Here is a 25,126-nt window from a genome sequence, read left to right as displayed (position 1 = left end):
TCTCCCTCACAAACTTGTATCCACAACTAATGTACTACGTACTGTCCTACTCCAACTCACTCAGATACTCATAGCGCTCATACTTTTCAAGAAGCTGCTCATTCTTGTCATCCAGCTCCTTCTGAAGTTCCGATAGCTTGGTAAAGTCCGAGCCGTTCTGCTCCATTTCCGTCTCAATGGCGGCGATACGTGTCTCCAGCTCCTCGATATCCGCCTCGATGGTCTCCCACTCTTGCTTTTCAAAGTAGCTCATCCGCTTCTTCTGCTCCCGCGCCTTGACGGACTTTTCCTTTTCTTGCTTTTGGGAAATAGCTGCGCTGGATTGTCTAAAAGCCTTCTCATCCAGATAGTCCGTGTAGTTGCCAAAGAACTCTCTGACCTGTCCATCTTCAAAAGCTAAAATCTTGCTGGCTACTTTATCGAGGAAATAGCGATCGTGACTAACTGTAATTACTGGCCCTGCAAAGCCCTGTAGGAAATTTTCTAAGACCGTCAAGGTTGCGATATCCAAATCATTGGTTGGCTCGTCCAGAAGCAGGACATTGGGCTTTTCTAGTAAAAGCTTGAGCAGGTAAAGCCGCTTCTTTTCACCGCCAGACAACTTCTCAATCAAAGTACCGTGGCTTGAGCGAGGAAAGAGAAACTGCTCCAATAGCTCAGCAATGGATGTCGTCCCGCTACCACTCTTAACCTCTTCCGCCACTTCTTGCAAGTAATTGATGACCCGCTTGGACTCATCCAAGCCTTCAATCTGTTGAGAGAAATAAGCTACTCGGACTGTCTCGCCAATTATGACCTGACCAGACTGAGGCTGCAACTGACCAGCAATTAGGTTAAGCAGAGTAGACTTACCCACTCCATTATCTCCGACAATGCCCAGTCGATCTTTATTTTGCAGCAAGAGATTGAAATGCGACAAAATCTGCTTGTCTCCGTATGCAAAATCCACATCCTGAAACTCGATAACCTTCTTCCCAATACGGCTGGTTTCAAAGTTCATCTCTAAGTCTGTCTGATTGGTCTGACCAGCCAAATCACTTTTGAGGTCATGGAAACGATTGATACGTGCCTGCTGCTTGGTCGCTCGCGCCTGAGGCTGACGGCGCATCCAAGAAAGCTCCTGCTTATAAAGCTGCTGTTTCTTGTGTAGCAGGGCAGCATCGCGCTCATCCTGCTCCGCCTTGAGCCGGACATAGTCCTGATAGTTGCCCTGATACTCAATCAAGCTCCCGCTGTCTAATTCAAAAATCCGCGTGGAAATATTGTCCAAAAAATAGCGGTCGTGAGTGATAAAGAGGACGGTCTTCTTTGAGTTTTTCAGGAAATTTGTCAGCCATTCAATCGTATCAATGTCCAGATGGTTGGTCGGCTCATCCAGCAGCAACAAGTCTGCTTCGGAAAGCAAAACCTGCGCCAACTGCACCCGCCGGCGTAGACCACCAGAAAGCTGGCTGATTTTTGCTGCCAAATCTGAGATACCGAGCTTGGATAGGACTGTTTTTACCTGACTCTCAATTTCCCAAGCATGTAGCGAATCCATTTCTGCCATGACCTTGTCCAGACGAGCTTGCTTGGCTTCATCATAAGCAGCCATGAGCAGTTCATATTCTCGAATGAGCTGCATTTCTCGCAAATCACTGGACAAAACAGTATCCAAGACCGTCTTCTCTTCATCGAAGTCTGGTTCCTGAGTTAAATAGGAGATTTTATAGTCAGATTTTGCTGAAAAAGGATATACATCACCATCAAAGCCTGATTTGCCAGACAAGACATCCAAAAGAGTGGTTTTTCCTGTCCCATTGACTCCAATCAGTCCGATCCGATCCAAGTCGTGAATGATAAAAGAAATCTCTTGAAAGACTGTCTTATCCCCGACAGACTTGGTCAGCTTTTCAACGATAAAGTCACTCATCCAACTTGCTCCTTAATAAAGTTCATAATCTCTTCCTTGCTATTTGCCAATTCTCCGTCGACAATGGCTAATTCAATTTTAGTCAGGATTCGTCCCAATTCTGGTCCGGGTTTAAAGCCATAATCTCGGATCAAATGACTGCCCGTCACCACAATCTCATGTTTGTCATGAATGGTCAGAGCAGCATGTGTTGATTCGATGGCCTCAAACTCAACTGGTAAGCCTGCTGCCTGTCTCAAACTTTCTGCCTGCAGAATCAAATCCAAATCATACTGATAGCAATCACGCTTAGAAAGACTCCGTTCCTGCCGAATCTCATAAACAGCCACTAGCTGATTTACTCGCTTTTGAAAGTCATTGGACGTTTTCCAATGTTTCAAAAACTTGCGAACATCTTTTACCTTCAAAACCAGTAGAAGCGCAGCCCAAGCCTGCTCGGAACTAGAAAATCGAAACTCTTCTACTAAACCATCTAGTAGTTCCTGCAAAGTTTCTGCTGAATCTTTCATATCAGGAAGAAAGTCGTAAGCAGCAGCTTTGATCAGGCTCTCTAGACCTTTTCTCCAGAAAGGTGCCATCAGGAGCTTGTCAAACTCGATAAAAATCCGTTCTACCGATATCTTCTCCAAAAGCGGCGCGCAATCTGCCATAGCCTGAAAGGTCAAGTCTTCCAAATCAAAGTCTAAACCAGCCTGAAAACGGAAGCCCCGCATGATGCGAAGGGCATCTTCATTGAAACGCTCTGCAGCTACTCCGACTGCCCGCAGAGTACGATTTTTCATATCTGCCAAACCGTTAAAGAGGTCTACAATCTCCCCCTCTTGATCCAAGGCAAGTGCATTGATTGTAAAATCCCTGCGCTTCAAGTCTTCTTCCAAAGAGCGCACAAAAGAGACCTGACTAGGCCTGCGGTAGTCCACATAGACATCCTCGGTCCGAAAGGTCGTTATCTCGTATTCCCCCTGGCCTTCCAAGACCAGCACTGTTCCATGCTCAATGCCGACATCAACTGTCCGAGGAAAGATTGTTTTGATCTCCTCGGGATAGGCCGAGCTGGCAATATCCACATCGTGAATGGGCCGATTCAACAGAGCATCTCGTACAGAACCGCCGACAAAATAAGCCTCAAAACCAGCCTCTTTAATCTTCTCTAATACTGGCAAAGCCTCCTGAAACTCAGAAGGCATCTTCTCTAATCTCATAGTAAATGTTCCAATCCATAGACCAATTCAGAGCGCTTGACTACCTCTTTGATACCCAGATTTACCCCAGTCATAAAGGAAACCCGATCATAGGAGTCATGCCGCAAAGTCAGTCCCTCTCCTTGACTACCAAAGATAACTTCCTGATGGGCCACCAAGCCAGGCAAACGTACTGAGTGAATCCGCATGCCGTCAAAGGCTGCCCCACGGGCACCAGCTAATGATTCTTCTTCATCAGCCGCTCCCTGCTGCTTGCTCGTCCGAACTTTGCTGATCAATTCAGCTGTTTTGATAGCTGTACCGCTCGGTGCATCTTTTTTGTTGTCATGATGCAGTTCGATAATCTCCACATCTGGAAAATACTTGGCTGCTTGGGCTGCAAATTGCATAAGCAAAACAGCTCCCAGAGCAAAATTCGGCGCAATCAAACCGCCCAGACGCTTTTGACGAGATAGTTCAGTCAAGTCTTCAATCTGCTCAGGCGTAAAACCAGTCGTTCCGACCACTGGAGCAAATCCATTCTCAAGGGCAAAGCGAGTATTTTCATAAGCCACTTTGGGAGTCGTAAAGTCAATCCAGACATCCGCCTGAAGACCAGCAAGTTCTTCTTTAGTATTAAAAACTGGAACTCCCGCCACTTCCTTTTCATCTGTAAAAGGATCCAGCAGTCCAACTAATTCTAGTTCAGGATCTTCTGTTACCATTTTATAAGCTGCTTGTCCCATCTTTCCCTTGAAACCAGCAATAATGACTTTTATACTCATCTAGAACCTCTCTCTATTCTTGACTAACCGCTCTGCAAAACTCTAGACCAGCGGAATGTAGGCCAAAGCGACACTACCCTCGCCCAAGTGAGTTCCAATCACACTACCAAAAGTAGCAAGAGGAATATCGTCCGCTATGCCAGCCACTATCAGCTGCTGGCGTAAGCTTTCCGCCTTCTCTTCAGCATTCCCATGAATCACCATGACCTGATAAGAAGCAGAGGCAGTTTTTTCCTCCACTACTTCAATCAATCTCTTAATCGCTTTCTTTTCTGTCCGAATCTTTTCAAAGACTTCAATGACACCTGCATCGTTAAAATACAGAATCGGCTTGATACTTAGGAGATTTCCCAAAATAGCTGCACCATTGGACAAACGACCGCCCTTAACCAGATGATTGAGATCGTCAACCATGATAAAGGCACTGGTTCCATCGATTTGTCTCTGAATCTTGAGCAAAATCTCTTCAAAATCCTGTCTTTCCGCAGCCCAAGTCAAAGCATTTTCAACCATGAGACCCAGCGGAGCACTGGTGATTTTTGAATCAGGAAAAGCGATTTTCAAGTCAGGAAACTCGTCCTTGAGATACTGGATATTTTGATAAAATCCTGAAATCCCACTGGATAAAAAGAGCCCCAGCACATGCGTGTAATCCTCGCTAGCAAGACGCGTCAACGTCTCCTCCAACTCTGCCACACTAGGCTGACTTGTCTTTGGCAAATCATCTGCAGCAGCCATTTTCTCATAAAACTCACTGGCTGTCAGATTTTTTCCTTCCACATAAGTCTCTCCAGCAATCACTACTGGAATATCGAGCACAAAAAGATGGTCATTTCCACGAAGGCTATCCGGTAAAAAAGCGGACGAATCCGTTATAACCGCTAATTTCATCATTAGAACTCCAAATTAATACCTGGTAAATCTAGCGCAATTTCAGTCACTTCATACGTCAAGCGATTGAGCATAGTCAAGCAAGGACGCGCCAATTCTTCCACTTCTTCATGCTCAAACTCACTAGGTTCCTGCACCAAACGTCCTTGAATATGATTTGTCTGCGTGATCGTTCCACTAATTACAAAACGATCAAACACAATCATGAAAGTCAAAATCACAATCATGGATGTTGAATTCTTTTCTTCATTTCTTTCAATCAGCTGAAAATTCACGTCAACTTTTGTTTCAGGTGTTCCATTCTCTTTTTCCCATTCAAANTTGCGTGCATCAAAATGATACTGGCTGACAAATTCTTGTTCACGTTGTAATTCCATTACTATTCTCCTAAAAATATACGATAGTCCATTATAACATAATTTAAGGAAAGTTTCTATGTAAAAAAGGAGCCTACCCAACAAATAGATAAAAAACTTCTCCTAACATTGCACAAGTGTAAGCAAATCTTAAATTTAGTATTTTTAAATAAGTTTTATTGCGCAAGATTTCAATTCAAGAAAGATTATAACTACCTTAGATGGATGTGCTCAAGTAACTACTTGTAATTGATTTCGGCGCTATTCCAGACTGGTTCGAAACGGACTTATAGTTATTGCCATGGGTATACTACAACATAGCTAAGGATCTCTTTCTTTCTGCTTAAATTGTCCTCGATCGCTTTCACATGTACAACACCTAAATCAGACTATGGACTGCCTTCACATCCAAATCATGAAACAATTTGATCAAAAATCTCGCGATTACAAGACAATAAAACGATGCTGGAAACTCATCTAACAAGATAGTCAAAAACTAAGGAATAAACGTTTTTATCGCCCATCCTTTCCTATGTATTGATCAATAAAGAAATCAATGTTAACTAACATCACCCAGCTACAAGTTAACAAAGAACCAAAAAGCCTTAGTTCTGTATTGTACAAAACCAAGGCTTCTTCTTACATGACTTATATCACTTTCGAAAAGCAAGTAAAACTTACTTTATCCATGACTCTATTAGTCTTTTTTCTTAGCACTAATAGTCAATCCTGAAGCTACTGCAACTAATGCTACTCCAACTACAGCCAAACCTGAAGAAACTTGCTCCCCAGTTTTTGGTAATTCAGCCACCTTATTAGAAATTGATGTAGTATGATAAACTGGCTTCGTACTTCCAATAGGTTTCGCTACTGTAGGAGCTGGAGCTTTTTGCTTAAGTACGACATGTGCTTCTGCCAAGAAGTCATATTTCTCTGTCACAATGCGGTAAACACGTCCTTCTTGGACAGTCTTAACAACATGATTTGTAAAATCACGATTTAAAAGACTAGAAAATTCTTGACGAATATCAAGGTAAAGACCTTTTGTTCCTTCAACTAGAGGTTTAAAAGTCGTTTTTTCGTATGTTACACCCACAACTGATAGGGAAATATCAGCCGCTTTAAGAGCTTTCAGAGTTTCTTCTACTGTTGGAATACCTGGAGTACTGAAATCAATACTTTCATCAGTAATCAAGAAAGCAAAACGACGATTATTAGAAGCTGTAGACCAATCGTAATCTTTTGAAGTTGCAATATGATGAAGAGGGGCTGTAGGCTCTTCTGTTCCACCGCCTGTTTGAATAGATCTAAGAGCCTTAATATACTCCTCTACATTCTTAGTGAATTTAGACCCATTAAAATCGAAATATTGAACATCCTTAGCAGACTCATACGCGATTAAGCCAAGGCGAGCATCAACCTTTTTACTAGCCAAATCACGGACAAAAGCCTCAATATTTTGCATAACATTCTGAATAGATGAACCCATTGAACCTGACTTATCAATAGTAAAAACGATGTCAGCAGAACCAGACGATTGCTTCGTAATTGTCACATCTGCTTCTTTCATCACTTTTTCAAATGTTGTCTTCTTGATGGTCTGAGTAACATCAGCTACATACTCATCCGTATCAACATGATCGGTAACTGTCTTTGATGTAGCAACTGGCGCTTTTTCTCCAACAGCAGTTCCTTTAGCAGCTACACTAGTTGTCTCAACACTCACAGAAGCCTCTGCTTTAGCAACAGCTTCTGTACCGGCTTCATTTTCTTTCGTATCCACTTTGACATCAGTAGAAGTAGTAGATACTTTCACTACATCACCAGGTTTAGCCTTATCAATTGGCACTACTGGAGTACTAACCTTTTCTTGAATCTCTTTGGCTGTCTCAGAAAGTTGTTGATTAGNCTGAGTTGTTTTAGCAGCAAGTTCATTTGAGCTTATTTGAGCTAGCTCATTAGCAGCTTGACTTGGCTTATTTACCTCATCAGCATCAGCTTGTGTAACCGTTGTGAATACAGATGCTAGGGCAACTGAAAATAAAACAGATTTGCATTTCCAAAATAAAGAACGCTTCTTATTTTTCATAAATATTCTCCTTTAATAAATTTTGATTATATTGTATCAATATCAAGGGAATTTGTCAAATATGATCTAATGTTCGGAACAACTTGCTATATTTACTAAAATCAGATTCTAGATTCTCTTTGGTAACAAATTCAATTCTTGAAATTATTTTCAAAACATGGTATAGATATTAATCTAAAGAACGCTTCTTATTTTATTTCTGTAAGTAAAGTTTTTATCAAGATTTCATTTCCTTTTATTTCACCTAACAATGAGACCTCTGCCTATCAAGATTCTAGAAGATGCAAAAAGAATCTTGATAAACCATCAAGATTCTTTCGCATATGTTTTATTTTTCCAGTGGTTTACGCAAATATCCGAAAAGAATACCGCTGACAACTGCACCAATCAAAACATACACAAGGTAAAGGATTGGGTTGTTAGTCAAACCGATAACGAAGATTCCTCCGTGAGGAGCCATAAGTTTGATGCCAGACAGACCGACAAGTGCACCTGTAAGAGCTGAACCGACGATAAAACTTGGAATTGCACGGGCTGGGTCAGCAGCTCCAAAAGGAATCGCACCTTCTGTGATGAAGGAAAGCCCCATGACGATATTTGTCAAACCAGAATCACGTTCTTCAGTAGTAAATTTATCTTTGAAAAGTAGAGTTGCAACAAATACTGCAAGCGGTGGAACCATACCGGCTGCCATAACCGCTGCCATGACTGGAGAACCACCAGTTGAAACAGTGCTTGCCAGTGTACTTGTACCAAATACATAAGCTGCTTTGTTGACTGGTCCACCCATATCGACAGCCATCATACCACCGACTAAGAGACCGAGAAGAACCGCAGAGCTTCCGCTTAGACTAGCCAAGAAATCGTTGAGGGCTGTATTGATTGCTGACATAGGGATATTGACTGCCAACATAAGGAATCCAGTCACAAGAACACCAAGAAGTGGCAAGAGCAAGATGGAGCGAATACCTTCAAGTGAGCGAGGCAGACCTGCAAGTAATTTGCGAAGGACTAAAATCACACCACCAGCTAAGAAACCACCGACCAGAGCTCCAAGGAAACCAGATGATACACCCGCTAGAGAGAGTGTCTTCTCACCACCTGCAGCAAAGGCAACACCACCAAATGATGCGCCACTGCTAGCAATTGCACCAGCTACAAAACCAGAAACCAAACCTGGTTTTTCAGCGATTGAGTAAGCGATATAACCAGCCAATACTGGCAACATGAAGCCAAAGGCTGCACCACCAATTGCCTTAAATTGAGCTGCAATCTCATGATAGCTTCCCAGATTAGAAAGCTGATCCTTTGGCACGCCTAAGATCTGATCCAGCAAGAAGGCAATGGCAATCATAATCCCGCCACCAATAACGAATGGCAACATTTGAGAAACACCGCTCATCAAGTGCTTGTAAAAAGCTCCGCCCAAGCTAAGTTTTTCATTGCTGCTAGCTACTGCAGCGCTGCCATTAGCAGCCTTGTAAACCTCTGCATTTCCAGAAAGGGCCAGATTGATGAGTTCCTCTGTCTTACGAATACCATCTGCAACTGGACGATTGATCAACGGCTTGCCGTCGAAGCGATTCATCTCTACTGCCTTGTCAGCTGCAATGATAACAGCTTTAGCATTTTTGATATCTTCTGCTGTCAGTTTATTTCCGACACCACTGGCACCGTTGGTTTCAACTTTGATGCCAACACCCATTTCAGCAGCGACCTTTTGCAAGGCCTCTTGAGCCATGTAAGTATGCGCAATCCCTGTTGTACAAGCCGTCACAGCTACAAGGAAATCTCCGCCTTCATTGGCAGGTTCAACAACAGCAGGTTCTTCTGCTTTTTCTGAAGCTTGGTCAAAAAGCTCAATCACCTGATCAGGCGAAGTAACTTGGCGCAGTTTATCCGCAAAGCCATCTTTCATCAGGTATTGGGACAATTCAGCCAAGGCTGCCAAGTGAGTGTCGTTAGCACCTTCTGGAGCTGCAATCATGAAGAAAAGATCAGTTGGTTGTCCATCCAAGCTCTCATAGTCGACACCCTTGTTTGACTTAGCAAAGAGAACGGTTGCTTCTTTGACAGCAGAGTTCTTGCTGTGAGGCATAGCAATTCCCTCACCCAAACCAGTTGAAGTCAAGGCTTCACGCGCTAGGATTCCTTCCTTAAATGTTTCAAAATCCGTCACATAACCGTGATCGACCAAGCTTTTAATCATCTCTTCGATGACAGCTGTTTTTTCAGTTGCCTGCAAATCCAGCAACATGACATCTTTTCTCAATAGGTCTTGAATTTTCATCGTTTTTCTACCTCAACTTTTTCATATGTTTCTTTAATAAATTCCGCTGTTGCCAAGTCATCCGAGAAAGTAGTTGCCGTTCCGCAGGCCACTCCCCATTTGAAGGCTTCTACTGCATCTTTTGATTTTACAAACTCACCTGTAAATCCGGCAACCATGGAGTCGCCAGCTCCTACTGAATTTTTGACTGTTCCTTTGATTGGTTTAGCGAAGTAAGATCCCTCAGATGTTACCAAAAGGGCACCGTCCCCAGCCATAGAGATGATCACGTTTTGAGCACCCTTAGCTAGCAACTCACGAGCGTATTTCTCGATTTCATCTAAACTTTCGAGTTTAACACCAAAGATAGCTCCTAGTTCGTGATTGTTTGGTTTGACCAAAAGTGGCTGGTAGTCCAAACTATCAATCAAGGTCTGTCCTTCAAAGTCACAAACCACTTGCGCACCAGTCTGGCGTGTCAATGCAATCAAATCCTTATAGATGACATTTCCCAAGTTCTTAGCACTTGAACCAGCAAATACAACCGTATCTTCTGCTGTCAAACTAGATAAAATAGCTTTCAATTCTTCTAGCTGAGCTGGTTCGACATTTGGACCCGTTCCATTGATTTCTGTTTCTTGGTCTGCTTTGATTTTAACATTGATACGCGTATCTTCTGCCACTTGGACAAAACGAGTTTCAATTTCTTCTTCTGCCAATGTATCTGTGATAAATTTACCAGTAAAGCCTCCGATAAATCCAGTCGCTGTATTTGGAATATCTAAGCGTTTCAAGACACGACTGACATTGATTCCTTTCCCACCAGCAAACTTATCATCACTGTCCATACGATTGACACTACCGACTTGAACTTGGTCCAAACGAACGATATAGTCAATGGAAGGATTGAGTGTGACTGTATAAATCATGCTTCTATTACCTCCGTTTTTTCTTTAATCTTTTGAATCACTTCAGATTCAGTTTGGTTTGTAATAAGCCTTGCGCGCGATATTGGGGCCACTTTTGCAAAAGATGTATTGCCCAGCTTTGAAGCATCAGCTAAAACATAAGTTCTCTTAGCATTTTCAAGAATAGCGCGTTTCACTGCTCCTTCTTCCATGTCTGGAGTCGTGAAAAATCCACTGTCAATTCCATTCATTCCGATAAAAGCCTTGTCAAAATTCAGCTGGCCGATTTGATTTAGAGCGACACCACCAATACTAGCATCTGTCGAGCGTTTTACCACTCCACCAATAATCACTGTGGGAATATTGCGCTCCACTAGCTTAGTTGCATGGTGGATCGAGTTGGTCACCACCGTCACGCTCGGATCGTGCAATTCATTGACTAAGAGTTCATTGGTCGTCCCTGCATCAATAAAAATGACATCGTATTCTTGAATCAAGCTGGCTGCTTTCTGAGCGATTCTGGTTTTTTCTTGAATGTTTTTGATAGATTTTTCTTGATTGCTTTCTTCCTCCTGCAAGAAGTGAAGACTCTCGGCACCGCCATGCACACGCCTCAACTTCCGCTCGCTTTCAAGCTCATCTAAATCTCTTCTAACAGTTGATTCTGAAGTGTTTAAAGCTTTTACTAGATACTCTAAAGAAACAAATTTATCTTTCATAACTTTCTCGAGAATCAGCTGCTTTCTTTTCGACTTCAGCATAGAATACCTCCTCTGCAATCGATTACAGTTCTATTATACAAGATTAAATTTCAAAGTCAAGCATTTTCTATCATTTTCTATCAAAATAAATCATTTGTTTGAATATAGAAAAAAAGAAGCCTGTTAGACTTCTTTTAATTTCTTTATTATCTTGTAGTGATATAGACAAGAAGGATCGGCAAAAAGGCAGCAAGCACACATAAAATTGAAAATACCCAGAACCAGACTGATTTAAGAGCTTGCTTATATGTTCCCGGCTGAGATCTATTTTCAGTAATATAAGCTTTAATTTTCGACCTATTTAGGATGAGTACAATCAATACTACCGTTGTTCCTACAGTCATCAATCCATAATTTATAAGATTCACGATACTTTCTGGGATATAGTTGGTCAGAAAATCAAGTCCTTCTGCGATGACCAAATTATTGAAAATATGGAAGAAGATCACCCAGAAAATGGAATATTCAAAAGCGATGTAACCAAATCCCAGACCAATCATAGCAGCAAAATAAAGCTGATAGAGATTTTCATGAAACAGTCCAAAAAGGAGAGCCGTCATGACAATGGCAAATACTTTTCCGTGCTTTTCCAAAGCCCGCAAACCTGCTCCCCGAAAAATAATCTCCTCCGTAATCGGTGCCATGATTGTTGTATAGATAAACATGGTGATTGAATGAGAACTAAAATCCTGTGATAAAATCTCAGAAAGATCCAAACCAAAGAGAGACAAAATAGCATTCATGATTTGACTTGTCACAGTGCTAAACAGCTGAGAGAAAAACAAGAAGCAAATCATGAAGAAGAAGACTTTGGCTGTCATTTTCTTATTTTTCTTGCGCAAATCTCGCGTGAAAAGCTGCTTGCCCCTGAAAATCGTGAAAATAAGCACTCCCACACAAGAAGCGATAATGTAGGAACCGCCATCTTTATCCATAAAACTTTTTACAAATTCCTCAGTCTTACCTATATCAAAACCCTGCTGAAAAAGAACAAAGAAATAGGAAAAGACAGTATAAAGTATGACAACCACTAGCATCACGATAGAATAAGTGAAGCAGCTTGCTGAAAATCTTCCCAAATCTTTCTTGGGATTTAAAGGCTCAGGTAAAGTATTCATAAAATCTCCTTTGTTATTATTAGCTACGAGTCTTTCTACTGAAAAAATACAAACTTAAAAAGATTCCCTCGTAAAGAAGAGCAAAAAGAATAAAGGCGTGCATGAAAAATTCCTCTGGCAAAATCCAAATGACTGGATCCTTGGCTGGATCAAATAGCCATGTATTGTCTCCCACAAAAAGCACTTGATGAAAGAGCGTAAAAAAATTATTAAAACCAATCAAGCCAGCCAAGCAAATCATGACGAAGGGCAATACGCTTAAGAAAAACAAACTTCTTTGATAAAGAGCTAAAAATCCTTTTTTGACCACTTTTTTGATAAAGAAAATCAAAGCAGGCAGAGTAACTAGAAAAATAGCCTGCGCCAAGTGGAAGAGATACTTGACCGCCTGAAAATGATGCAGACCTGCTGCTGACGAACGAAAATCCGGCATCGACAGCTTCTGACTAAAAGGATTGGTCAGGTAATTCATCAAAATGTTGAAATTATACTGGATAGTCTCTGCTTTCAAATGAACCCTATCGGGCAAAGCGAAATAGGAAATTTCCAGCGGGTAAAACAGCCAAGCCAGATAAATGGTCAACAAAATGGCTACTGCTAGCAAGCACAAGACGCTGGCTGAAAATCTTAACTTATCACGCATCGAAGTCCCACTCCGCTAGACTGGACAAGACATGCGTCGGTTGGATCGGCAAATTTGGCACCTCTTCTGGCAGGGTAAAGCCTGTCGTAACCAAGAGAGTCGGAATCCCATTGTCGATTCCCGCTCGAATATCTGTCAGGTAGTTATCGCCGACCATAACCACATCCTCACGCGCTAGTCCTAGATGCTCTATGGCTTTTTCCATAATGATGGCATTAGGCTTGCCGATAAAGGTCGGCTCAACACGAGTAGCGGCTTCCAAGAGAGCATTGATAGCACCCGCTCCCGGCTGCAGTCCTCGCTCAGTCGGAATATTGAGATCGGGATTGGTCCCAATAAAGTGGGCACCCTTTTGAATAGCCAAAGTCGCTACTGTCAGCTTCTCATAGTCCACTTCCCAGTCCAGACCTACTACCACATAGTCAGGATTTTCTGTGTCTTCTATATATCCAGCTTCTTCAATGGCATGTTTAAGACCAACATCACCAATAACGTAAGCTTTCTTGCCCAGATTTTTCTCCTGCATGTAGTCAATAGTAGCTAGAGTTGCTGTGTAAATAGTCTCAAGCGGCGTCTCAATATTGAAATTCTCAGCTAGCATGGTTTGAACCATTTCTGGCGTACGCGTGGTGTTATTGGTCACGAAAAGATAGGGAATCTTGCGCTTCTGTAGCTCATGCACAAAGGCTTCGCCAGCAGGAATCCGGCTCTTTCCCTTATAAATCGTCCCATCTAAATCGATCAAATATCCTTTATAAGTCATACATTTCTTTCTAATCTTTTTCAATCTCTTGCCAAGTGATCATAGCCTGGGCATTGACTTCGCCATCACTAGAAATCTGGTGATTACTCTGCAGACCGTCTAGTTCATAGCTAGAGGCAATCATCCCGCCTGGTCGAACTTCCTTGACATACTTCAGGTTAATTTTCTGAGGAATATGCTGGGTAAGGAAATCTGCTCCCATGACCTCAAAAATCCAGTCCAGATACTTGCTGTTATTGACATGTCCGTTCATATCCAAATCGTAAAAGCGCACATGGTAGTCCTTGCTTACAGGATTTTCTAAGTTTGGATATTTAGGGCCACGAAGTAATTTCTTAGAAAACTCTGATTGGTAAGGAGCTACAATCTCAGGCTCAACAGCGTGAACCTTGCGGCTATCCCGATCCATAAGGACAAAGGTTGCCATCATCTGGATAATGGCCTCGCCCGCTTCATCAAAAATCGTGAAGCGCCGGTAGCAAAAGAGTCGATTGTATGTCAAGGCTTCTGTCTCAATGGTGATCTCCTCTGCAAAGCGAGGCAGTCGTGTCACATCAATATCATAGTCAGTGATAATCCAGACCAGATTATACTGCTCCAGCATGTCCTTGTCACTAACACCAAGCTCGATCGACTGCATCCCCGATACCTGCAAGGACAGCAGGATGACATCAGGCAGCTTGATATGGCCATTCATATCTGCCATATCAAAAGGAATTTTCATTTTCATTTGATAAGTTAAGCCCATGATTTACTCCAATATAAATTTCTCAGCAACCGTATCGCCCAAAAAGAGGCCTTGTTTGGTCATGCGCACGATGTCTCTGTCAGGCACTAGCAAGCCCTGCTCAGTAAGCTCAGACACAACATCTCCGTATTGATCTTCAAAGGAGAGACCGAATTTTTCCTCAAAGAGCTTTTTAGAAACACCTGACTTCTTTCGAAGCCCCAGAAACATCTCTTCTTCCATCTTTTCTTTCAGCGTCAGCACTTCTTCCTGCACACGGGCATTGCCCGCTTCCACCGCCTGCAGATAATGACGAATGGGCCCGTGGTTTTTATAGCGAACACCATCGACATAGCCAGACGCTCCCGCTCCAATACCATAATATTCCGCATTGTCCCAGTACATGAGATTGTGGCGGCTCTCAAAGCCTGGCTTAGAAAAGTTTGAAATCTCATAATGCTCAAAGCCCGCCTTTTCCAACTCCGAAATAATGTAGTCAAACATCTCCGCTTCCAAGTCTTCCTTGGGCAGAGGCAACTTCCCCCGCCGCATCCGATTCATAAAGACCGTATGATTTTCCAAAATCAAGCTGTATAGACTCATGTGGGGAATGTCCAGAGCAATGGCCTTGGCTACATTGATTTTCACATCCTCCATGGTCTGCTTGGGCAGGGCATAAATCAAATCGATTGAAATATTATCAAAACCCGCTTTTTTGAGATTGGCAATATTCTCATAGATGTCCTTTTCTAAGTGACTGCGGCCAATCTGCTTGAGCATGCGGTCATTGAAGGTCTGTACTCCCAGCGAAACCCGATTGACAGGCGAGTCTTTAAGTACAGCAATCTTCTCCTGATCCAAGTCCCCAGGATTGGCTTCAATGGTCAGCTCCTCAAGATAAGACAAGTCCAGCTTGTCCGTCAGCTTTTCCAGCAAAAAAGCCAACTGAGGCGCCGATAGAGCCGTTGGAGTCCCACCACCGATATAGAGGGTACGAAGCTTTTTGATGTCGTAAGAATGATATTCCTCAATCAAATGCTCCAGATAACTATCTACCGGCTGATTCTTTATAAAAACCTTGGAAAAATCACAGTAATAACAAATCTGAGTACAAAAAGGAATATGCACATAGGCAGAAGTTGGTTTAGTTTGCATAGTATTTATTATAGCATAAAATTAGCGACAAAGCCCCTTTAGAAAATAGAATAAAAAAACTCAAGAAATAGAAAAATTCCTTGAGTTAATGTTGAAAGAGCCCCTGTTCGAGCAGATCATAGATAAAGCAACTGCTGAATCACTAAAACATGGCTCTCTTCTACACCATATAAACTATGAAGTTCATTAGGCTCCATTGTCAGAAAACTTCCCGGTACCAATTGTACAGTTTCTCCTAAGGCAGTAAAATCCACCTTCCCTTCTAGACAGACAACTGTAACAAGAGCATCTGCGCTATGTTCAGGAATTTGTTTTCCTTTAGCAAGGTGCAAATGGCGGATGAGACGTCCTTGCTCTTCAACCGGAGTTTCAACCACATCAACATTTGGATCTATTGAGTAAAATTTCATCGTTTTCCCTCCTTTTCTTCATTTTAGCATAATTTTAAAGAATTGTCAGAATTTTTTAATATTCCTAATTGATACCTACAAAGTTAAAAAATGTGGTATTTTCATCATGCTCTATTCGATCAATTTTCTTAAATATAAAAAGATTGAAGAGCATCATCTAAAATAGATCTTTTCTTCAATCTAGAAATTTGTTATGAATTAGATTTAAAAATCATTGAATTCCATAAGCTATACTGATCTGGATTTTAGCAGCTCCATTCTGCAGGCTGATTTTGTCAATGCTAAATGGACTCTGCGGCAGAGGTAGAAGGAAACTATCTCCCTCCGTCGTGATAGTCGAATTAGAGGTCTGCAGTTGCTGCTTCAGCATGCCAGTCACCCAAGATTTAGGGATAGGAAGGATGCCTAGCTTGGCATTATCGATTGTGATGTATAAGGCACTCCCCTTCACCGTCACATCTACCTCTAGATCCAGCTTACTATCAATAAAAAATAGCTTAACCGGATACTGGATGCGCAGCTTATTGCCTTCAATACTGTAAGCACCGTTCAATAGTTCCTGATTTTCAGACTCAGTCAGCGAAGACCTAAGCACCTGATTAAGCTGGACACTATTGAGAGAGACCTCTGTGCTGACTCCCTGAGCCGTCACATTGGCGTTGCTCAAAGCTGGCTCAATCATACTTTCCCACGAAGTATTCGCTTGAACATTTTTTAGTTGTTCATTCAGATTGATAGAAGAAGGAACCAGAAATAGCACTGCTGCAAGCAACAGCACCAAAACAATTCCTACCAATCTTTTGATCAATTTCATTTTTGTCTTCCTTTACTTTGAGAAATATCCTTAGCTGAAAACACAAAAAGGATTTATCTCATTTTACACTATTTTTACATCATTTTCTGTAACAAACAGATTAAAAGGCTAACAATCCTATAAAAAAGACTGGGACAAATAATCCCAGCCTCTTCGTCTCATATCGCCTGTATAACAAGGCTTAGCATAGATAGTCTATTCTTACTTAATCACTTGTTGCGTCTTAGCATAGTTGGCTTCGACTGCTTCTTTTTCTGATTTCCACCAGTCTTGGTTGTCTGTGTACCACTTGATTGTCTCTTTGAGACCCGCTTCAAAGTTGGTAAACTCTGGCTTCCAACCTAGCTCATCACGGAGCTTGCTAGCATCAATAGCATAGCGAAGGTCATGACCCGCACGATCTGTCACATGATCATAAGCATCAGCAGGCTGTCCCATTTCCTTGAGAATCAGCTCCAGAACTTCCTTATTATTCTTCTCACCATCAGCACCAATCAAGTAAGTTTCGCCGATTTGTCCCTTGGTCAGAATCGTCCAAACGCCTGATGAATGGTCATTGGTATGAATCCAGTCACGGACGTTTTTACCTTCACCATAGAGTTTTGGCTTGATACCACTCAAGATATTGGTGATTTGGCGCGGAATGAACTTCTCGATGTGCTGGTAAGGACCATAGTTGTTTGAACAGTTAGAAATTGTCGCTTTCACGCCAAATGAGCGCACCCAAGCTTTGACAATCAAGTCTGAAGCTGCCTTGGTTGATGAGTAAGGCGAGCTTGGATTGTACTTGGTTTCAGCCGTAAATTTCTCACCTGGGCCTTCTCCATGACCTGGCAAATCTTCACGCAGAGGCAAGTCTCCATAAACCTCGTCAGTTGACACATGGTGGAAACGAATGTCGTATTTACGTGCTGCTTCCAAAAGTGTGTAAGTTCCGATGAAGTTGGTGTGGATAAATGGACTCGGGTCATTGAGCGAATTGTCATTGTGGCTTTCTGCCGCATAGTGAACGATAGCATCCGCTTCAGAAGCAAGCTTATCTACCAAGGCTGCATCAGCAATATCTCCAACAACCAACTCAACGCGGTCACCTAAAATTTCTTCAATATTGGCACGATTACCCGCGTAAGTCAGCTTGTCCAGCACAGTCACATGAACATCTGGAAAGTTATTATAAACATAGTGGACAAAGTTAGAACCGATAAAACCAGCTCCGCCTGTCACGATAATTTTTTTGTATTCAGTCATTTTTATTCCTTAAACTTTTTTATAATTGCCTTAAGTGGTGGGGACGCAAGCAAACCTCCGGTTTCATTGCTTATTTTTGAGCCTAATGTCTCAAAAATCCCCTGTCATGTAACAAACTAAACAATTTGTTACATGACTTACACCACAGCGGCAATCATTTCTTTAATTCGCTTCGCTCGGATTAGAGCTGAGCTAAATCATATATTTCAATATAAATTAATGCGTCAGAAAAGAATTCTTCTTACAAATCTTCTTTTCTTAGTGGTTTTACATCCTTGAGTAATGGATGGTTCTTGTCTGCTTCTGAGACTTCTGCTGCTTCTAGGTTTTCCCACTGGATGCCTAGAGCTGGATCTGCATAGTTGACAAAGGCATACTTCGGTTTAAGTTCCAAAGCCCAATAGTCATTCACCAGATAGCTATAGGAAACGGTGTCAGAAAGGACTTGGAAGCCGTTGGCGACGCCCCGTGGCACAAAAATCCCCTTACTGGCATCAATTACTGTTTGGTAGGTGTTGCCAAAGGTCTCACCTTCACGCAGGTCGACCCAAGATCCTAGCACCTTACCATCATCTGCAACTGAGATGTACTTGTCCCATGGTTCAGCATGAAGACCACGCAGGACATTTTTACGAGAAAAGCTGACATTATTTTGCAGTTTCCCTTCTGCAAAAAAGCTTTCAGGAAAGCCTAGCGGCAGCATTTTTTCCTTTTGGAAATTTTCCTTAAACCAGCCTCGGTTGTCCCCGCGAACAGGAATATCAAATTCTAGCATTCCAGGAATTCCGGGAACTTCACGCGCTGCTAATTCCTTATCAAAAAATTGTTCCGTCATCTTCTTATTCTTCTCCAATCAAGCGCAAGAGATAGTGGCCATATTCATTCTTTTTCAGTGGTTGCGCCAATTCGTGCACTTGCTCTTTAGTGATATAGCCCATACGATAGGCAATTTCTTCCAGATTTGCCACCTGCACGTTCTGCATACGCTGAACTGTTTCGATATATTGTGCTGCCTCTAGGAGACTTTCGTGGGTACCTGTATCCAACCAAGCAAAACCACGTCCCATGAGCTCAACAGACAAATCGCCACGTTCCAAGTAAGCCTTGTTGACATCAGTGATTTCCAGTTCTCCGCGAGGACTTGGTTTGATGTTCTTGGCAATTTCTACAACATCGTTATCATAGAAATAGAGTCCTGTCACTGCATAGTTAGAGCGCGGCTGTTCTGGTTTTTCTTCGATGGAGATAGCATTCATATTTTCATCAAATTCTACGACACCAAAGCGTTCTGGATCCTTGACATGGTAGCCAAAGACAGTTGCTCCTTTTTCCTTAGCCGCAGCATTTTGTAGCATTTTACTCAGACCTGGTCCATGATAAATATTATCCCCAAGAATCAGCGCTACATTATCATCGCCAATAAAATCAGCCCCAATGATAAAGGCCTGCGCCAGTCCGTCTGGACTTGGCTGCTCTGCATAAGAGAGCTTGATACCAAACTCAGAGCCGTCACCCAGCAAATCCTCAAAACGAGGCAAATCCGTCGGAGTGGAGATAATCAAGATGTCCTTGATACCAGCCAGCATAAGAGTTGACAGTGGATAATAAATCATGGGCTTGTCATAAACCGGCATGAGCTGTTTTGACGCAGCGCGGGTCAATGGATATAAACGAGTACCAGAACCACCTGCAAGAATAATACCTTTCATATGAGTTTCCTCTCTTAATGTATTCCCTTTATTTTACCATTTTTGAAAGCGAATGTCATCCTTTTCACTCCCCTTAAATAAAAGAAAAAAGAGCGGAAATTCCGCTTCCTTCTGCTCTTTGATTCTAAATTGGCATCAACCTAAAGCTACATCCAAAACCATCATGAGAACAAATCCCACCATGAGACCTAAGGTCGCCACATCGGTATTGCCATTGGTCTGCGAATCCGGTATCAGCTCCTCTACCACAACGAAAATCATAGCTCCTGCCGCAAAGCCCATCATAATATTCAGCAACTTACGACTGACCTTTTTAAAGAAAAATACAACAGCCGAGCCCACAATGGTACATCCCCATGTGAACAGTCCAGCCAAGAATGCCTGCATAACCACAGGCTGCGATCGTAACCAGTCCATAACTTCTCCCTATCCTCTCAAATCAATCATACAAAATTGTCTTGGTTTCGCCGATACAATGTTTTTCCTCATTCCAGTAATGAATCCGCTCAAAAGAGCCTTTCCGCCAGTAGAGAGGTAAACGTTCACGTATGTCGTCCTGCATATCTATTTGGTCAAGTTCCGAAATCTTCCACCATTTGGGCTTCCCTTCATGATCGTTTCCCCTAACTTGCCCCTCAAAGGCAGTACAAAGAAAATCATAATACACATACCGTTCTTTTTTACTCGGATTAGTGAAGCCTGAAATTCCTTTCAATTCCAAGTTTAGAGCAGTCAACCCTGTTTCTTCTTTTAATTCGCGCCTTGCAGCTTCAAAAAAAGATTCTGGAAACTCCACCTTCCCGCCTGGTTGTATCCACCCTTTAAAATTGTCATGCTGGCGATTGAGCAGTAGAATTTCATCATCTTTTTTTACACAAATATTGACCCAATTCAAAATAGTTTCTGTCATATCAAACCTTCCTCACATGAAACTAGTAACTTTAAAACATACATTTGCACAACTACAAGCTGTAATTAAAAGCAAGCTCCCAAAAAGATTATTCTAACTTATATTGTTCATTTTGGATAGAAAATCGAACGATCTGATGATTTTGAACAATGACTTCATATTTACCAAATCCAAAATACTTGCTATGTTTCCCGACACTAATGGCCATAAGATAGCGTGCATTTGGTAGCTTGGTTAAGTCTAGCTGCTCTTGTAAAATCTGCTTGATTTTATCATCATTCTTCTGGTCTTGGCCAATACTAATGATAGATCCATCGTCTTGCTCCACGTTCAAAATTACCTTCATTTCAATGGCAAGAGCCTCTTTTTCCAACATGTCAGAAATAGGGATTGGGTACAAGCCCTGCAAAGGCTGGCCTTCTGCCCGATTCTTTTTTATAAGGGCCTCGTATGCATCAATATTTGGCGCATCCTTATCTATCATAAAATCAAGGGATTCAAGATATAGTTTCTTCTTATCTGCCTTTGTAAAACTATCTTTTACAGTCTCTAAAGTTTCACTATAACCTGGACTCAGCTCAAGTCCCCTATAAGCGATACTAGGGAAAGCTTGATAAATTGCGTCTCCCTTTTCAAGCTGTAGGTCAATATCTGTTTTTCCATTTTTCTCATCTCGAGAGGTGTAATACTCAATTCGGTCACCGATCTTAACCGTTTGCCCCTCAATTTCCTCAGAATATTCAGCTCTGATTAAATAGCCAGCGAAAGAGGTATAGTTTTTATTGGCATCTAAAACTCTGACCGTTCCTTCAAAACCACTCTGCTTATAAGAGCGCTGAACAGCCTGTACCATTTCATATTTCGGCACTCGTACAAAAATCCCCCATATATCTATGAAATTCAGAAACATAGAGACAAGAGCCATGAAACAAACGATAACCACCCCAGATAGGAAACAGCCCAAAACACCGAAACCTATTTTATGTTTGTTATTCTTTGCTAGTTCCTGATTTCCTCCATTATTTTGAGCAACAAGAGAATGTTGAGAACGACTTTTATGTCTAGTAAATAGAATAAGTGAGATTGATATTAATATTGATATTACTAATAAAAGTAAAATGAGGAATATTATAATCATTTGTTTTCCTTAAGTATCTTCTTCTCCACGTACCGTCCAATAGGATAGTCAGATGGATCTAGCAGTCCTGCTTCTCCTAAAGCTATCTGAGCTAATTGGCGTCCGATGAGCGGACCAGTTGTCAGACCAGAAGAGCCTAGACCGCTTGCTGCGTAGACATTCGGCAAGTCTGACACAGCTCCAAAGAAAGGAGAGAAGTCGCTGGTATAAGCCCGCGTTCCCACACGCTCGCCTAGAATCTCTGCTTTAGACAACTTCGGCAAATAAGTTTCCGCTTCTTGCTGCAACTGATTCAGCACCGTCTTATCTACTGTCAAATCAAAGCCCCGATCATTTTCATGACTAGCACCGACGCTGACCTTGCCCGCCAAAAAGGGAATGATATCCAGCTCGCCCTCAGGCATCACAACAGGGTAGTCATCTGTCTTTTCAGCCAGCCTAAAATCACGTAGCTGTCCTTTTTGCGGGCGAACATCTGTCTCATAGCCCAGTGGCTGCAAGATTTCTCCCAGCCAAGCCCCCACAGACAAGATAACACAGTCAAAGCTGCGTCCGTCCACAAGAACTTGCTCCCCATCTACTGCTAGACTTACCTTTTTCTCAACCAATTCTGCCTTGCTGGCCTTCAGAAGCGTCTCCGTCAAGAGTGCTCCCTCCACACGGGCACCACCGGAAGCATAGAGAAGCCGCTCAAAGCCTTGCAAGCCTGGAAATTTCTTATGAACTTCCTGACGGCTGAGAAGATTCAAGACTCCTATTAAGGGCGACTCTTCACGACGATTAGCAGCTAAATCATAAAGCTCCTGCAGCTTGCTCTCATCTTTTTTCAGCAGATAAACACCTGTCTGTTGGTAAAAGTCTGTCTGAATTCCAGCTACTTTCAGTTCTGCAATCAATTCCTGATAAAAATCAGCGCCCAAACGCGCCATCCTGTACCAAGCCTTGTTGCGACGCTTGGAAAACCAAGGACTGATAATACCAGCAGCTGCCTTGGTTGCCTGCCCCTCGCCATCATCAAAGACAGTCACCTCAACATCTGGAGATTTGGACAAATAGTAAGCCGCTGTTGAGCCGACAATCCCTGCTCCAATCACTGCTACTTTTTTCATGTCGCTCCCTCTCAAATATGTCGGAAAGGATTGGTCGAAGCCTGACTAGCCAGAATCTCAATCTCCCAGCCTTCTTCTGCCTTCCATGTATCAAATTTTTCTTTCAATTTTTCCGTAAAAAGAACCTCGATATGGTGACCTGGATCTAGCGCCAAAAGCCCCTCTGTCAGCATTTCCTGAGCTGTGTGATAGTAAATATCACCTGTAATGTAGACTTGCGCTCCCTTGGCAAGGGCCTCCGTATAAAAGGACTGACCGCTGCCACCACAAATAGCTACACGCTCAACCACACGTTCGAGATCTATTTCATCATAAGTAACCAGACGCAAACTATCTAGTCCAAAAGTTGCCTTGACCTTAGCCGCAAAGTCCCCAAAGGTCTGAGGAGCAATCCTCCCCACGCGGCCAATACCGTGATCTGGCCCCGTCTGACTGAGAAAACTTGTATCCTCAATCTCAAGAAGTTGGCAGAACCAGTCGTTAAGCCCGTCCTCCACAACATCAATATTGGTATGACTGACATAGACAGCAATATCATGCTTGATGAGGTCTAAAATCATCTGATTTTGTGCCTTATCCGCCACTAGATCCTTGAGCGGGCGAAAGATAGGCGCATGTTTAACGATAATCAGTCCAGCACCTGCCTCAATAGCCTCCGCCACCGTCTGCTCGCGAATATCCAACGCTACTAGAACTTTGTCCACTTCCTTGTCCAAAGTCCCGATTTGCAGGCCCGAAATGTCGCCCTCCATAGACAATTCTTGCGGGCAGTAGGCTTCATAACGGGCGATGATGTCACTTGCTAACATGGAGTACCTCCTTGATACTTTCGATTTTTTGGGACATAGCAGAGCGTTCCAGCACATTCTTTTCTGGGATATGGGCCAGTGCTCCTTCGAATTTCTTCAGTTCTTTCTGCCATTTTTTCCGAAAAACTGGAGATTGCTGTTCTAACAGGAAAGGACCAAAGCGTTTTTCTTGCTCCGTCAAAGTTTGCTGGCCTGCCTCAGCCACTAGGATTTCGTAAAACTTACCAGCCTCTTCTAAGATATCCTCAGCCAACAAACGAAAACCTTTAGATACCAGCCAGCTGCGGAGCTCATCCTCTCGGTTATTGGGCTGCAAAATCAAGCGGGAAACAGACGCAAGCTTAGCTCTGCCATTTTCCAAAATCTCTGAAATCAAGCGACCACCCATGCCAGCGATGACGATGGTGTCAATCTGATCTTCTACTTCAAAAGCTGCCAGACCATTGGCTAGGCGAACCTCAATCTGCTCCGTCAGCCCATGCTCTGCCACATTTTTCTGGGCAGACTGAAAAGGCCCCTCTACCACTTCACCGGCCAGAGCCTTCTCAATCCGTCCCTGCTGAATCAGGTAAATAGGCAGATAGGCGTGATCACTCCCAACATCCAGCAACTTTGCTCCATCCGGCACAAAAGCAGCCACTCGCTCCAAGCGTTGGGAAATAGTCTTTTTTTGCATTGCTTACTCTTTTCTATACATTCTTCTATTCAGTATATCATTTTTAAGGGTATAAAAAAAGCAGCGGAACAAAAATCAGCCTGTTAATAAACTGATTAGATTGATTATTACAACAAACGAATTGAAATTAAATAAAAAGGACTTGGCCCCATCCAGTATAGAATTTTTCTATCTCCTCTTGACTTTTTTCTTGAAAACTGGATTAACCTTTGCTAATTCTTTAGGGCTAAAATCTCTTTTAAATAATTACACGACCTGATTAACCCCAAGCCGTGTAATAGTTTTATGAATCTCTATTGGAGTCTTTATACTAGTTCAATCTTCTAGGATTATGGGAAAAATATCTTCCCCTCTGTACATTTTTTCTTCCATTTCTTTCCACTCTAAAACCAATTTATATAGTTCATCAGTTGAAATAAAGCAAGGTTCCCCAAGACTTTCATCATCCATTTGATAGTACACTCCTGTTTCTTCTTTGCGTATATCAATATTTAGCATATTACCGCCAAAGTCTGATTCTTTTTTTGACCAGTAAGAACTGATTCCAATTCTTTCTGAATATGGGTGTAAAAATTATGAACCTCAATAATAAAAAACTCGCCTAAAGTTTGATAGTTTTCATCCAAGAATTTTATCGATAATCTAATATCACCGTCAGGATATTTAAATATTCCATATTGTCTTTTTAACATTTGTCACATCCTATATCTTTCTATTTATTTACTGCTAGGAAAAGCTGAAATAA

24 protein-coding genes and 3 pseudogenes are annotated in these 25,126 nt (G+C 42.2%); 1 reads left to right on the top strand and 26 read right to left on the bottom strand.

Annotated elements, in window-relative coordinates; translation table 11 throughout:
• Window positions 1-46: 46 nt before the first annotated feature.
• From D8872_RS09600 to D8872_RS09580, 5 genes are read right to left on the bottom strand one after another with little or no spacing between them, the layout of a single operon-like run.
• The gene (locus D8872_RS09600; protein ID WP_125390763.1) at window positions 47-1,912 is read right to left on the bottom strand and encodes an ABC-F family ATP-binding cassette domain-containing protein; all 1,866 of its coding nucleotides are present in this window, start codon (window positions 1,910-1,912) and stop codon (window positions 47-49) included.
• The gene (locus D8872_RS09595) at window positions 1,909-3,114 is read right to left on the bottom strand and encodes a CCA tRNA nucleotidyltransferase (RefSeq protein WP_125390762.1); all 1,206 of its coding nucleotides are present in this window, start codon (window positions 3,112-3,114) and stop codon (window positions 1,909-1,911) included. The genes D8872_RS09600 and D8872_RS09595 overlap by 4 nt, the downstream gene beginning before the upstream one ends.
• Window positions 3,111-3,878, bottom strand: coding sequence for a 4-hydroxy-tetrahydrodipicolinate reductase (gene dapB, locus D8872_RS09590; protein ID WP_125390761.1), 768 nt, complete (start codon window positions 3,876-3,878; stop codon window positions 3,111-3,113). Before dapB ends, D8872_RS09595 begins: the two co-directional genes overlap by 4 nt.
• A 42-nt stretch (window positions 3,879-3,920) precedes the next feature.
• Window positions 3,921-4,769, bottom strand: a complete 849-nt coding sequence (locus tag D8872_RS09585; RefSeq protein ID WP_125390768.1) for a DegV family protein — start codon at window positions 4,767-4,769, stop codon at window positions 3,921-3,923.
• A 2-nt stretch (window positions 4,770-4,771) separates the two neighbouring features.
• A complete protein-coding gene (locus D8872_RS09580; RefSeq protein WP_125390760.1) occupies window positions 4,772-5,146 on the bottom strand; it encodes a DUF1149 family protein in 375 nt (124 codons plus the stop codon).
• 148 nt (window positions 5,147-5,294) lie between these two features.
• On the opposite strand from D8872_RS09580, the pseudogene D8872_RS11210 reads away from it, so the two are divergent.
• Window positions 5,295-5,603: pseudogene (locus tag D8872_RS11210) on the top strand (transposase); the annotation flags it as partial.
• Between the two features lie 219 nt (window positions 5,604-5,822).
• On the opposite strand, the gene D8872_RS11260 reads toward D8872_RS11210, so the two are convergent.
• The 21 genes and pseudogenes from D8872_RS11260 to D8872_RS09470 all read right to left on the bottom strand — a co-directional run bounded on the left by D8872_RS11260 (window position 5,823) and on the right by D8872_RS09470 (window position 25,073).
• On the bottom strand, window positions 5,823-6,695 hold the full coding sequence (locus D8872_RS11260; RefSeq protein WP_446677435.1) for a vWA domain-containing protein: 873 nt from the start codon (window positions 6,693-6,695) through the stop codon (window positions 5,823-5,825).
• 847 nt (window positions 6,696-7,542) lie between these two features.
• Window positions 7,543-9,504 carry a PTS fructose transporter subunit IIABC gene (locus tag D8872_RS09570; protein ID WP_125390758.1) on the bottom strand — a complete coding sequence of 654 codons (1,962 nt, stop codon included), beginning with the start codon at window positions 9,502-9,504 and terminating at the stop codon, window positions 7,543-7,545.
• A complete protein-coding gene (pfkB, locus tag D8872_RS09565) occupies window positions 9,501-10,412 on the bottom strand; it encodes a 1-phosphofructokinase (RefSeq protein ID WP_125390757.1) in 912 nt (303 codons plus the stop codon). The genes D8872_RS09570 and pfkB overlap by 4 nt, the downstream gene beginning before the upstream one ends.
• A complete protein-coding gene (locus D8872_RS09560) occupies window positions 10,409-11,152 on the bottom strand; it encodes a DeoR/GlpR family DNA-binding transcription regulator (protein WP_125390756.1) in 744 nt (247 codons plus the stop codon). The genes pfkB and D8872_RS09560 overlap by 4 nt, the downstream gene beginning before the upstream one ends.
• Before the next feature lie 146 nt (window positions 11,153-11,298).
• Complete coding sequence (locus tag D8872_RS09555) at window positions 11,299-12,270, bottom strand: CPBP family intramembrane glutamic endopeptidase (RefSeq protein WP_125390755.1); 972 nt, start codon at window positions 12,268-12,270, stop codon at window positions 11,299-11,301.
• Between the two features lie 19 nt (window positions 12,271-12,289).
• A complete protein-coding gene (locus D8872_RS09550; protein WP_125390754.1) occupies window positions 12,290-12,913 on the bottom strand; it encodes a TIGR01906 family membrane protein in 624 nt (207 codons plus the stop codon).
• Complete coding sequence (locus D8872_RS09545; protein WP_125390753.1) at window positions 12,906-13,676, bottom strand: TIGR01457 family HAD-type hydrolase; 771 nt, start codon at window positions 13,674-13,676, stop codon at window positions 12,906-12,908. Before D8872_RS09545 ends, D8872_RS09550 begins: the two co-directional genes overlap by 8 nt.
• Before the next feature lie 10 nt (window positions 13,677-13,686).
• Window positions 13,687-14,424 (bottom strand): acyl-[acyl-carrier-protein] thioesterase, encoded by a 738-nt coding sequence (locus D8872_RS09540; RefSeq protein WP_125390752.1) that lies wholly within the window; start codon window positions 14,422-14,424, stop codon window positions 13,687-13,689.
• 3 nt (window positions 14,425-14,427) lie between these two features.
• Window positions 14,428-15,558, bottom strand: coding sequence for a radical SAM family heme chaperone HemW (gene hemW, locus D8872_RS09535; protein ID WP_125390751.1), 1,131 nt, complete (start codon window positions 15,556-15,558; stop codon window positions 14,428-14,430).
• A 116-nt stretch (window positions 15,559-15,674) separates the two neighbouring features.
• Window positions 15,675-15,968, bottom strand: coding sequence for a cupin domain-containing protein (locus D8872_RS09530; protein ID WP_125390750.1), 294 nt, complete (start codon window positions 15,966-15,968; stop codon window positions 15,675-15,677).
• Between the two features lie 211 nt (window positions 15,969-16,179).
• On the bottom strand, window positions 16,180-16,782 hold the full coding sequence (locus D8872_RS09525; protein WP_125390749.1) for a hypothetical protein: 603 nt from the start codon (window positions 16,780-16,782) through the stop codon (window positions 16,180-16,182).
• Between the two features lie 201 nt (window positions 16,783-16,983).
• A complete protein-coding gene (rfbB, locus tag D8872_RS09520) occupies window positions 16,984-18,030 on the bottom strand; it encodes a dTDP-glucose 4,6-dehydratase (RefSeq protein WP_061909284.1) in 1,047 nt (348 codons plus the stop codon).
• Between the two features lie 241 nt (window positions 18,031-18,271).
• Window positions 18,272-18,865 (bottom strand): dTDP-4-dehydrorhamnose 3,5-epimerase family protein, encoded by a 594-nt coding sequence (locus D8872_RS09515; RefSeq protein WP_015605114.1) that lies wholly within the window; start codon window positions 18,863-18,865, stop codon window positions 18,272-18,274.
• A 4-nt stretch (window positions 18,866-18,869) separates the two neighbouring features.
• Window positions 18,870-19,739, bottom strand: coding sequence for a glucose-1-phosphate thymidylyltransferase RfbA (gene rfbA, locus D8872_RS09510; protein ID WP_002904719.1), 870 nt, complete (start codon window positions 19,737-19,739; stop codon window positions 18,870-18,872).
• 254 nt (window positions 19,740-19,993) lie between these two features.
• A pseudogene (locus D8872_RS11205) lies at window positions 19,994-20,156 on the bottom strand (ZIP family metal transporter); the annotation flags it as partial.
• Window positions 20,157-20,178: 22 nt separating this feature from the next.
• Window positions 20,179-20,649 carry an 8-oxo-dGTP diphosphatase gene (locus D8872_RS09495; protein ID WP_125390747.1) on the bottom strand — a complete coding sequence of 157 codons (471 nt, stop codon included), beginning with the start codon at window positions 20,647-20,649 and terminating at the stop codon, window positions 20,179-20,181.
• An 88-nt stretch (window positions 20,650-20,737) separates the two neighbouring features.
• On the bottom strand, window positions 20,738-21,787 hold the full coding sequence (locus D8872_RS09490) for a hypothetical protein (protein ID WP_125390746.1): 1,050 nt from the start codon (window positions 21,785-21,787) through the stop codon (window positions 20,738-20,740).
• Window positions 21,784-22,896, bottom strand: a complete 1,113-nt coding sequence (locus D8872_RS09485) for an NAD(P)/FAD-dependent oxidoreductase (RefSeq protein WP_125390745.1) — start codon at window positions 22,894-22,896, stop codon at window positions 21,784-21,786. Before D8872_RS09485 ends, D8872_RS09490 begins: the two co-directional genes overlap by 4 nt.
• 11 nt (window positions 22,897-22,907) lie before the next feature.
• Window positions 22,908-23,705 (bottom strand): Nif3-like dinuclear metal center hexameric protein, encoded by a 798-nt coding sequence (locus tag D8872_RS09480; protein WP_125390744.1) that lies wholly within the window; start codon window positions 23,703-23,705, stop codon window positions 22,908-22,910.
• Entirely contained in the window at window positions 23,692-24,381 is a 690-nt protein-coding gene (locus D8872_RS09475) for a tRNA (adenine(22)-N(1))-methyltransferase (protein ID WP_125390743.1), read from the bottom strand. The genes D8872_RS09480 and D8872_RS09475 overlap by 14 nt, the downstream gene beginning before the upstream one ends.
• A gap of 315 nt (window positions 24,382-24,696) precedes the next feature.
• A pseudogene (locus D8872_RS09470) lies at window positions 24,697-25,073 on the bottom strand (hypothetical protein).
• Between the last annotated feature and the right edge of the window lie 53 nt (window positions 25,074-25,126).

Origin of the sequence: Streptococcus cristatus (genome assembly GCF_003943815.1) — a bacterium.
Lineage (GTDB): Bacteria > Bacillota > Bacilli > Lactobacillales > Streptococcaceae > Streptococcus > Streptococcus cristatus_F.
Note: the sequence above shows the minus strand (reverse complement) of the source record. Positions and strands in the feature narration are given on the sequence as shown.

What these genes read in the sequence shown, in the direction of transcription:
- D8872_RS09600 (WP_125390763.1), bottom strand. Translation starts at nt 1,912, where the DNA reads ATGAGTGACTTTATCGTTGAAAAGCTGACCAAGTCTGTCGGGGATAAG.
- D8872_RS09595 (WP_125390762.1), bottom strand. Translation starts at nt 3,114, where the DNA reads ATGAGATTAGAGAAGATGCCTTCTGAGTTTCAGGAGGCTTTGCCAGTA.
- dapB (WP_125390761.1), bottom strand. Translation starts at nt 3,878, where the DNA reads ATGAGTATAAAAGTCATTATTGCTGGTTTCAAGGGAAAGATGGGACAA.
- D8872_RS09585 (WP_125390768.1), bottom strand. Translation starts at nt 4,769, where the DNA reads ATGAAATTAGCGGTTATAACGGATTCGTCCGCTTTTTTACCGGATAGC.
- D8872_RS11260 (WP_446677435.1), bottom strand. Translation starts at nt 6,695, where the DNA reads ATGAAAGAAGCAGATGTGACAATTACGAAGCAATCGTCTGGTTCTGCT.
- D8872_RS09570 (WP_125390758.1), bottom strand. Translation starts at nt 9,504, where the DNA reads ATGAAAATTCAAGACCTATTGAGAAAAGATGTCATGTTGCTGGATTTG.
- pfkB (WP_125390757.1), bottom strand. Translation starts at nt 10,412, where the DNA reads ATGATTTATACAGTCACACTCAATCCTTCCATTGACTATATCGTTCGT.
- D8872_RS09560 (WP_125390756.1), bottom strand. Translation starts at nt 11,152, where the DNA reads ATGCTGAAGTCGAAAAGAAAGCAGCTGATTCTCGAGAAAGTTATGAAA.
- D8872_RS09555 (WP_125390755.1), bottom strand. Translation starts at nt 12,270, where the DNA reads ATGAATACTTTACCTGAGCCTTTAAATCCCAAGAAAGATTTGGGAAGA.
- D8872_RS09550 (WP_125390754.1), bottom strand. Translation starts at nt 12,913, where the DNA reads ATGCGTGATAAGTTAAGATTTTCAGCCAGCGTCTTGTGCTTGCTAGCA.
- D8872_RS09545 (WP_125390753.1), bottom strand. Translation starts at nt 13,676, where the DNA reads ATGACTTATAAAGGATATTTGATCGATTTAGATGGGACGATTTATAAG.
- D8872_RS09540 (WP_125390752.1), bottom strand. Translation starts at nt 14,424, where the DNA reads ATGGGCTTAACTTATCAAATGAAAATGAAAATTCCTTTTGATATGGCA.
- hemW (WP_125390751.1), bottom strand. Translation starts at nt 15,558, where the DNA reads ATGCAAACTAAACCAACTTCTGCCTATGTGCATATTCCTTTTTGTACT.
- D8872_RS09530 (WP_125390750.1), bottom strand. Translation starts at nt 15,968, where the DNA reads ATGAAATTTTACTCAATAGATCCAAATGTTGATGTGGTTGAAACTCCG.
- D8872_RS09525 (WP_125390749.1), bottom strand. Translation starts at nt 16,782, where the DNA reads ATGAAATTGATCAAAAGATTGGTAGGAATTGTTTTGGTGCTGTTGCTT.
- rfbB (WP_061909284.1), bottom strand. Translation starts at nt 18,030, where the DNA reads ATGACTGAATACAAAAAAATTATCGTGACAGGCGGAGCTGGTTTTATC.
- D8872_RS09515 (WP_015605114.1), bottom strand. Translation starts at nt 18,865, where the DNA reads ATGACGGAACAATTTTTTGATAAGGAATTAGCAGCGCGTGAAGTTCCC.
- rfbA (WP_002904719.1), bottom strand. Translation starts at nt 19,739, where the DNA reads ATGAAAGGTATTATTCTTGCAGGTGGTTCTGGTACTCGTTTATATCCA.
- D8872_RS09495 (WP_125390747.1), bottom strand. Translation starts at nt 20,649, where the DNA reads ATGACAGAAACTATTTTGAATTGGGTCAATATTTGTGTAAAAAAAGAT.
- D8872_RS09490 (WP_125390746.1), bottom strand. Translation starts at nt 21,787, where the DNA reads ATGATTATAATATTCCTCATTTTACTTTTATTAGTAATATCAATATTA.
- D8872_RS09485 (WP_125390745.1), bottom strand. Translation starts at nt 22,896, where the DNA reads ATGAAAAAAGTAGCAGTGATTGGAGCAGGGATTGTCGGCTCAACAGCG.
- D8872_RS09480 (WP_125390744.1), bottom strand. Translation starts at nt 23,705, where the DNA reads ATGTTAGCAAGTGACATCATCGCCCGTTATGAAGCCTACTGCCCGCAA.
- D8872_RS09475 (WP_125390743.1), bottom strand. Translation starts at nt 24,381, where the DNA reads ATGCAAAAAAAGACTATTTCCCAACGCTTGGAGCGAGTGGCTGCTTTT.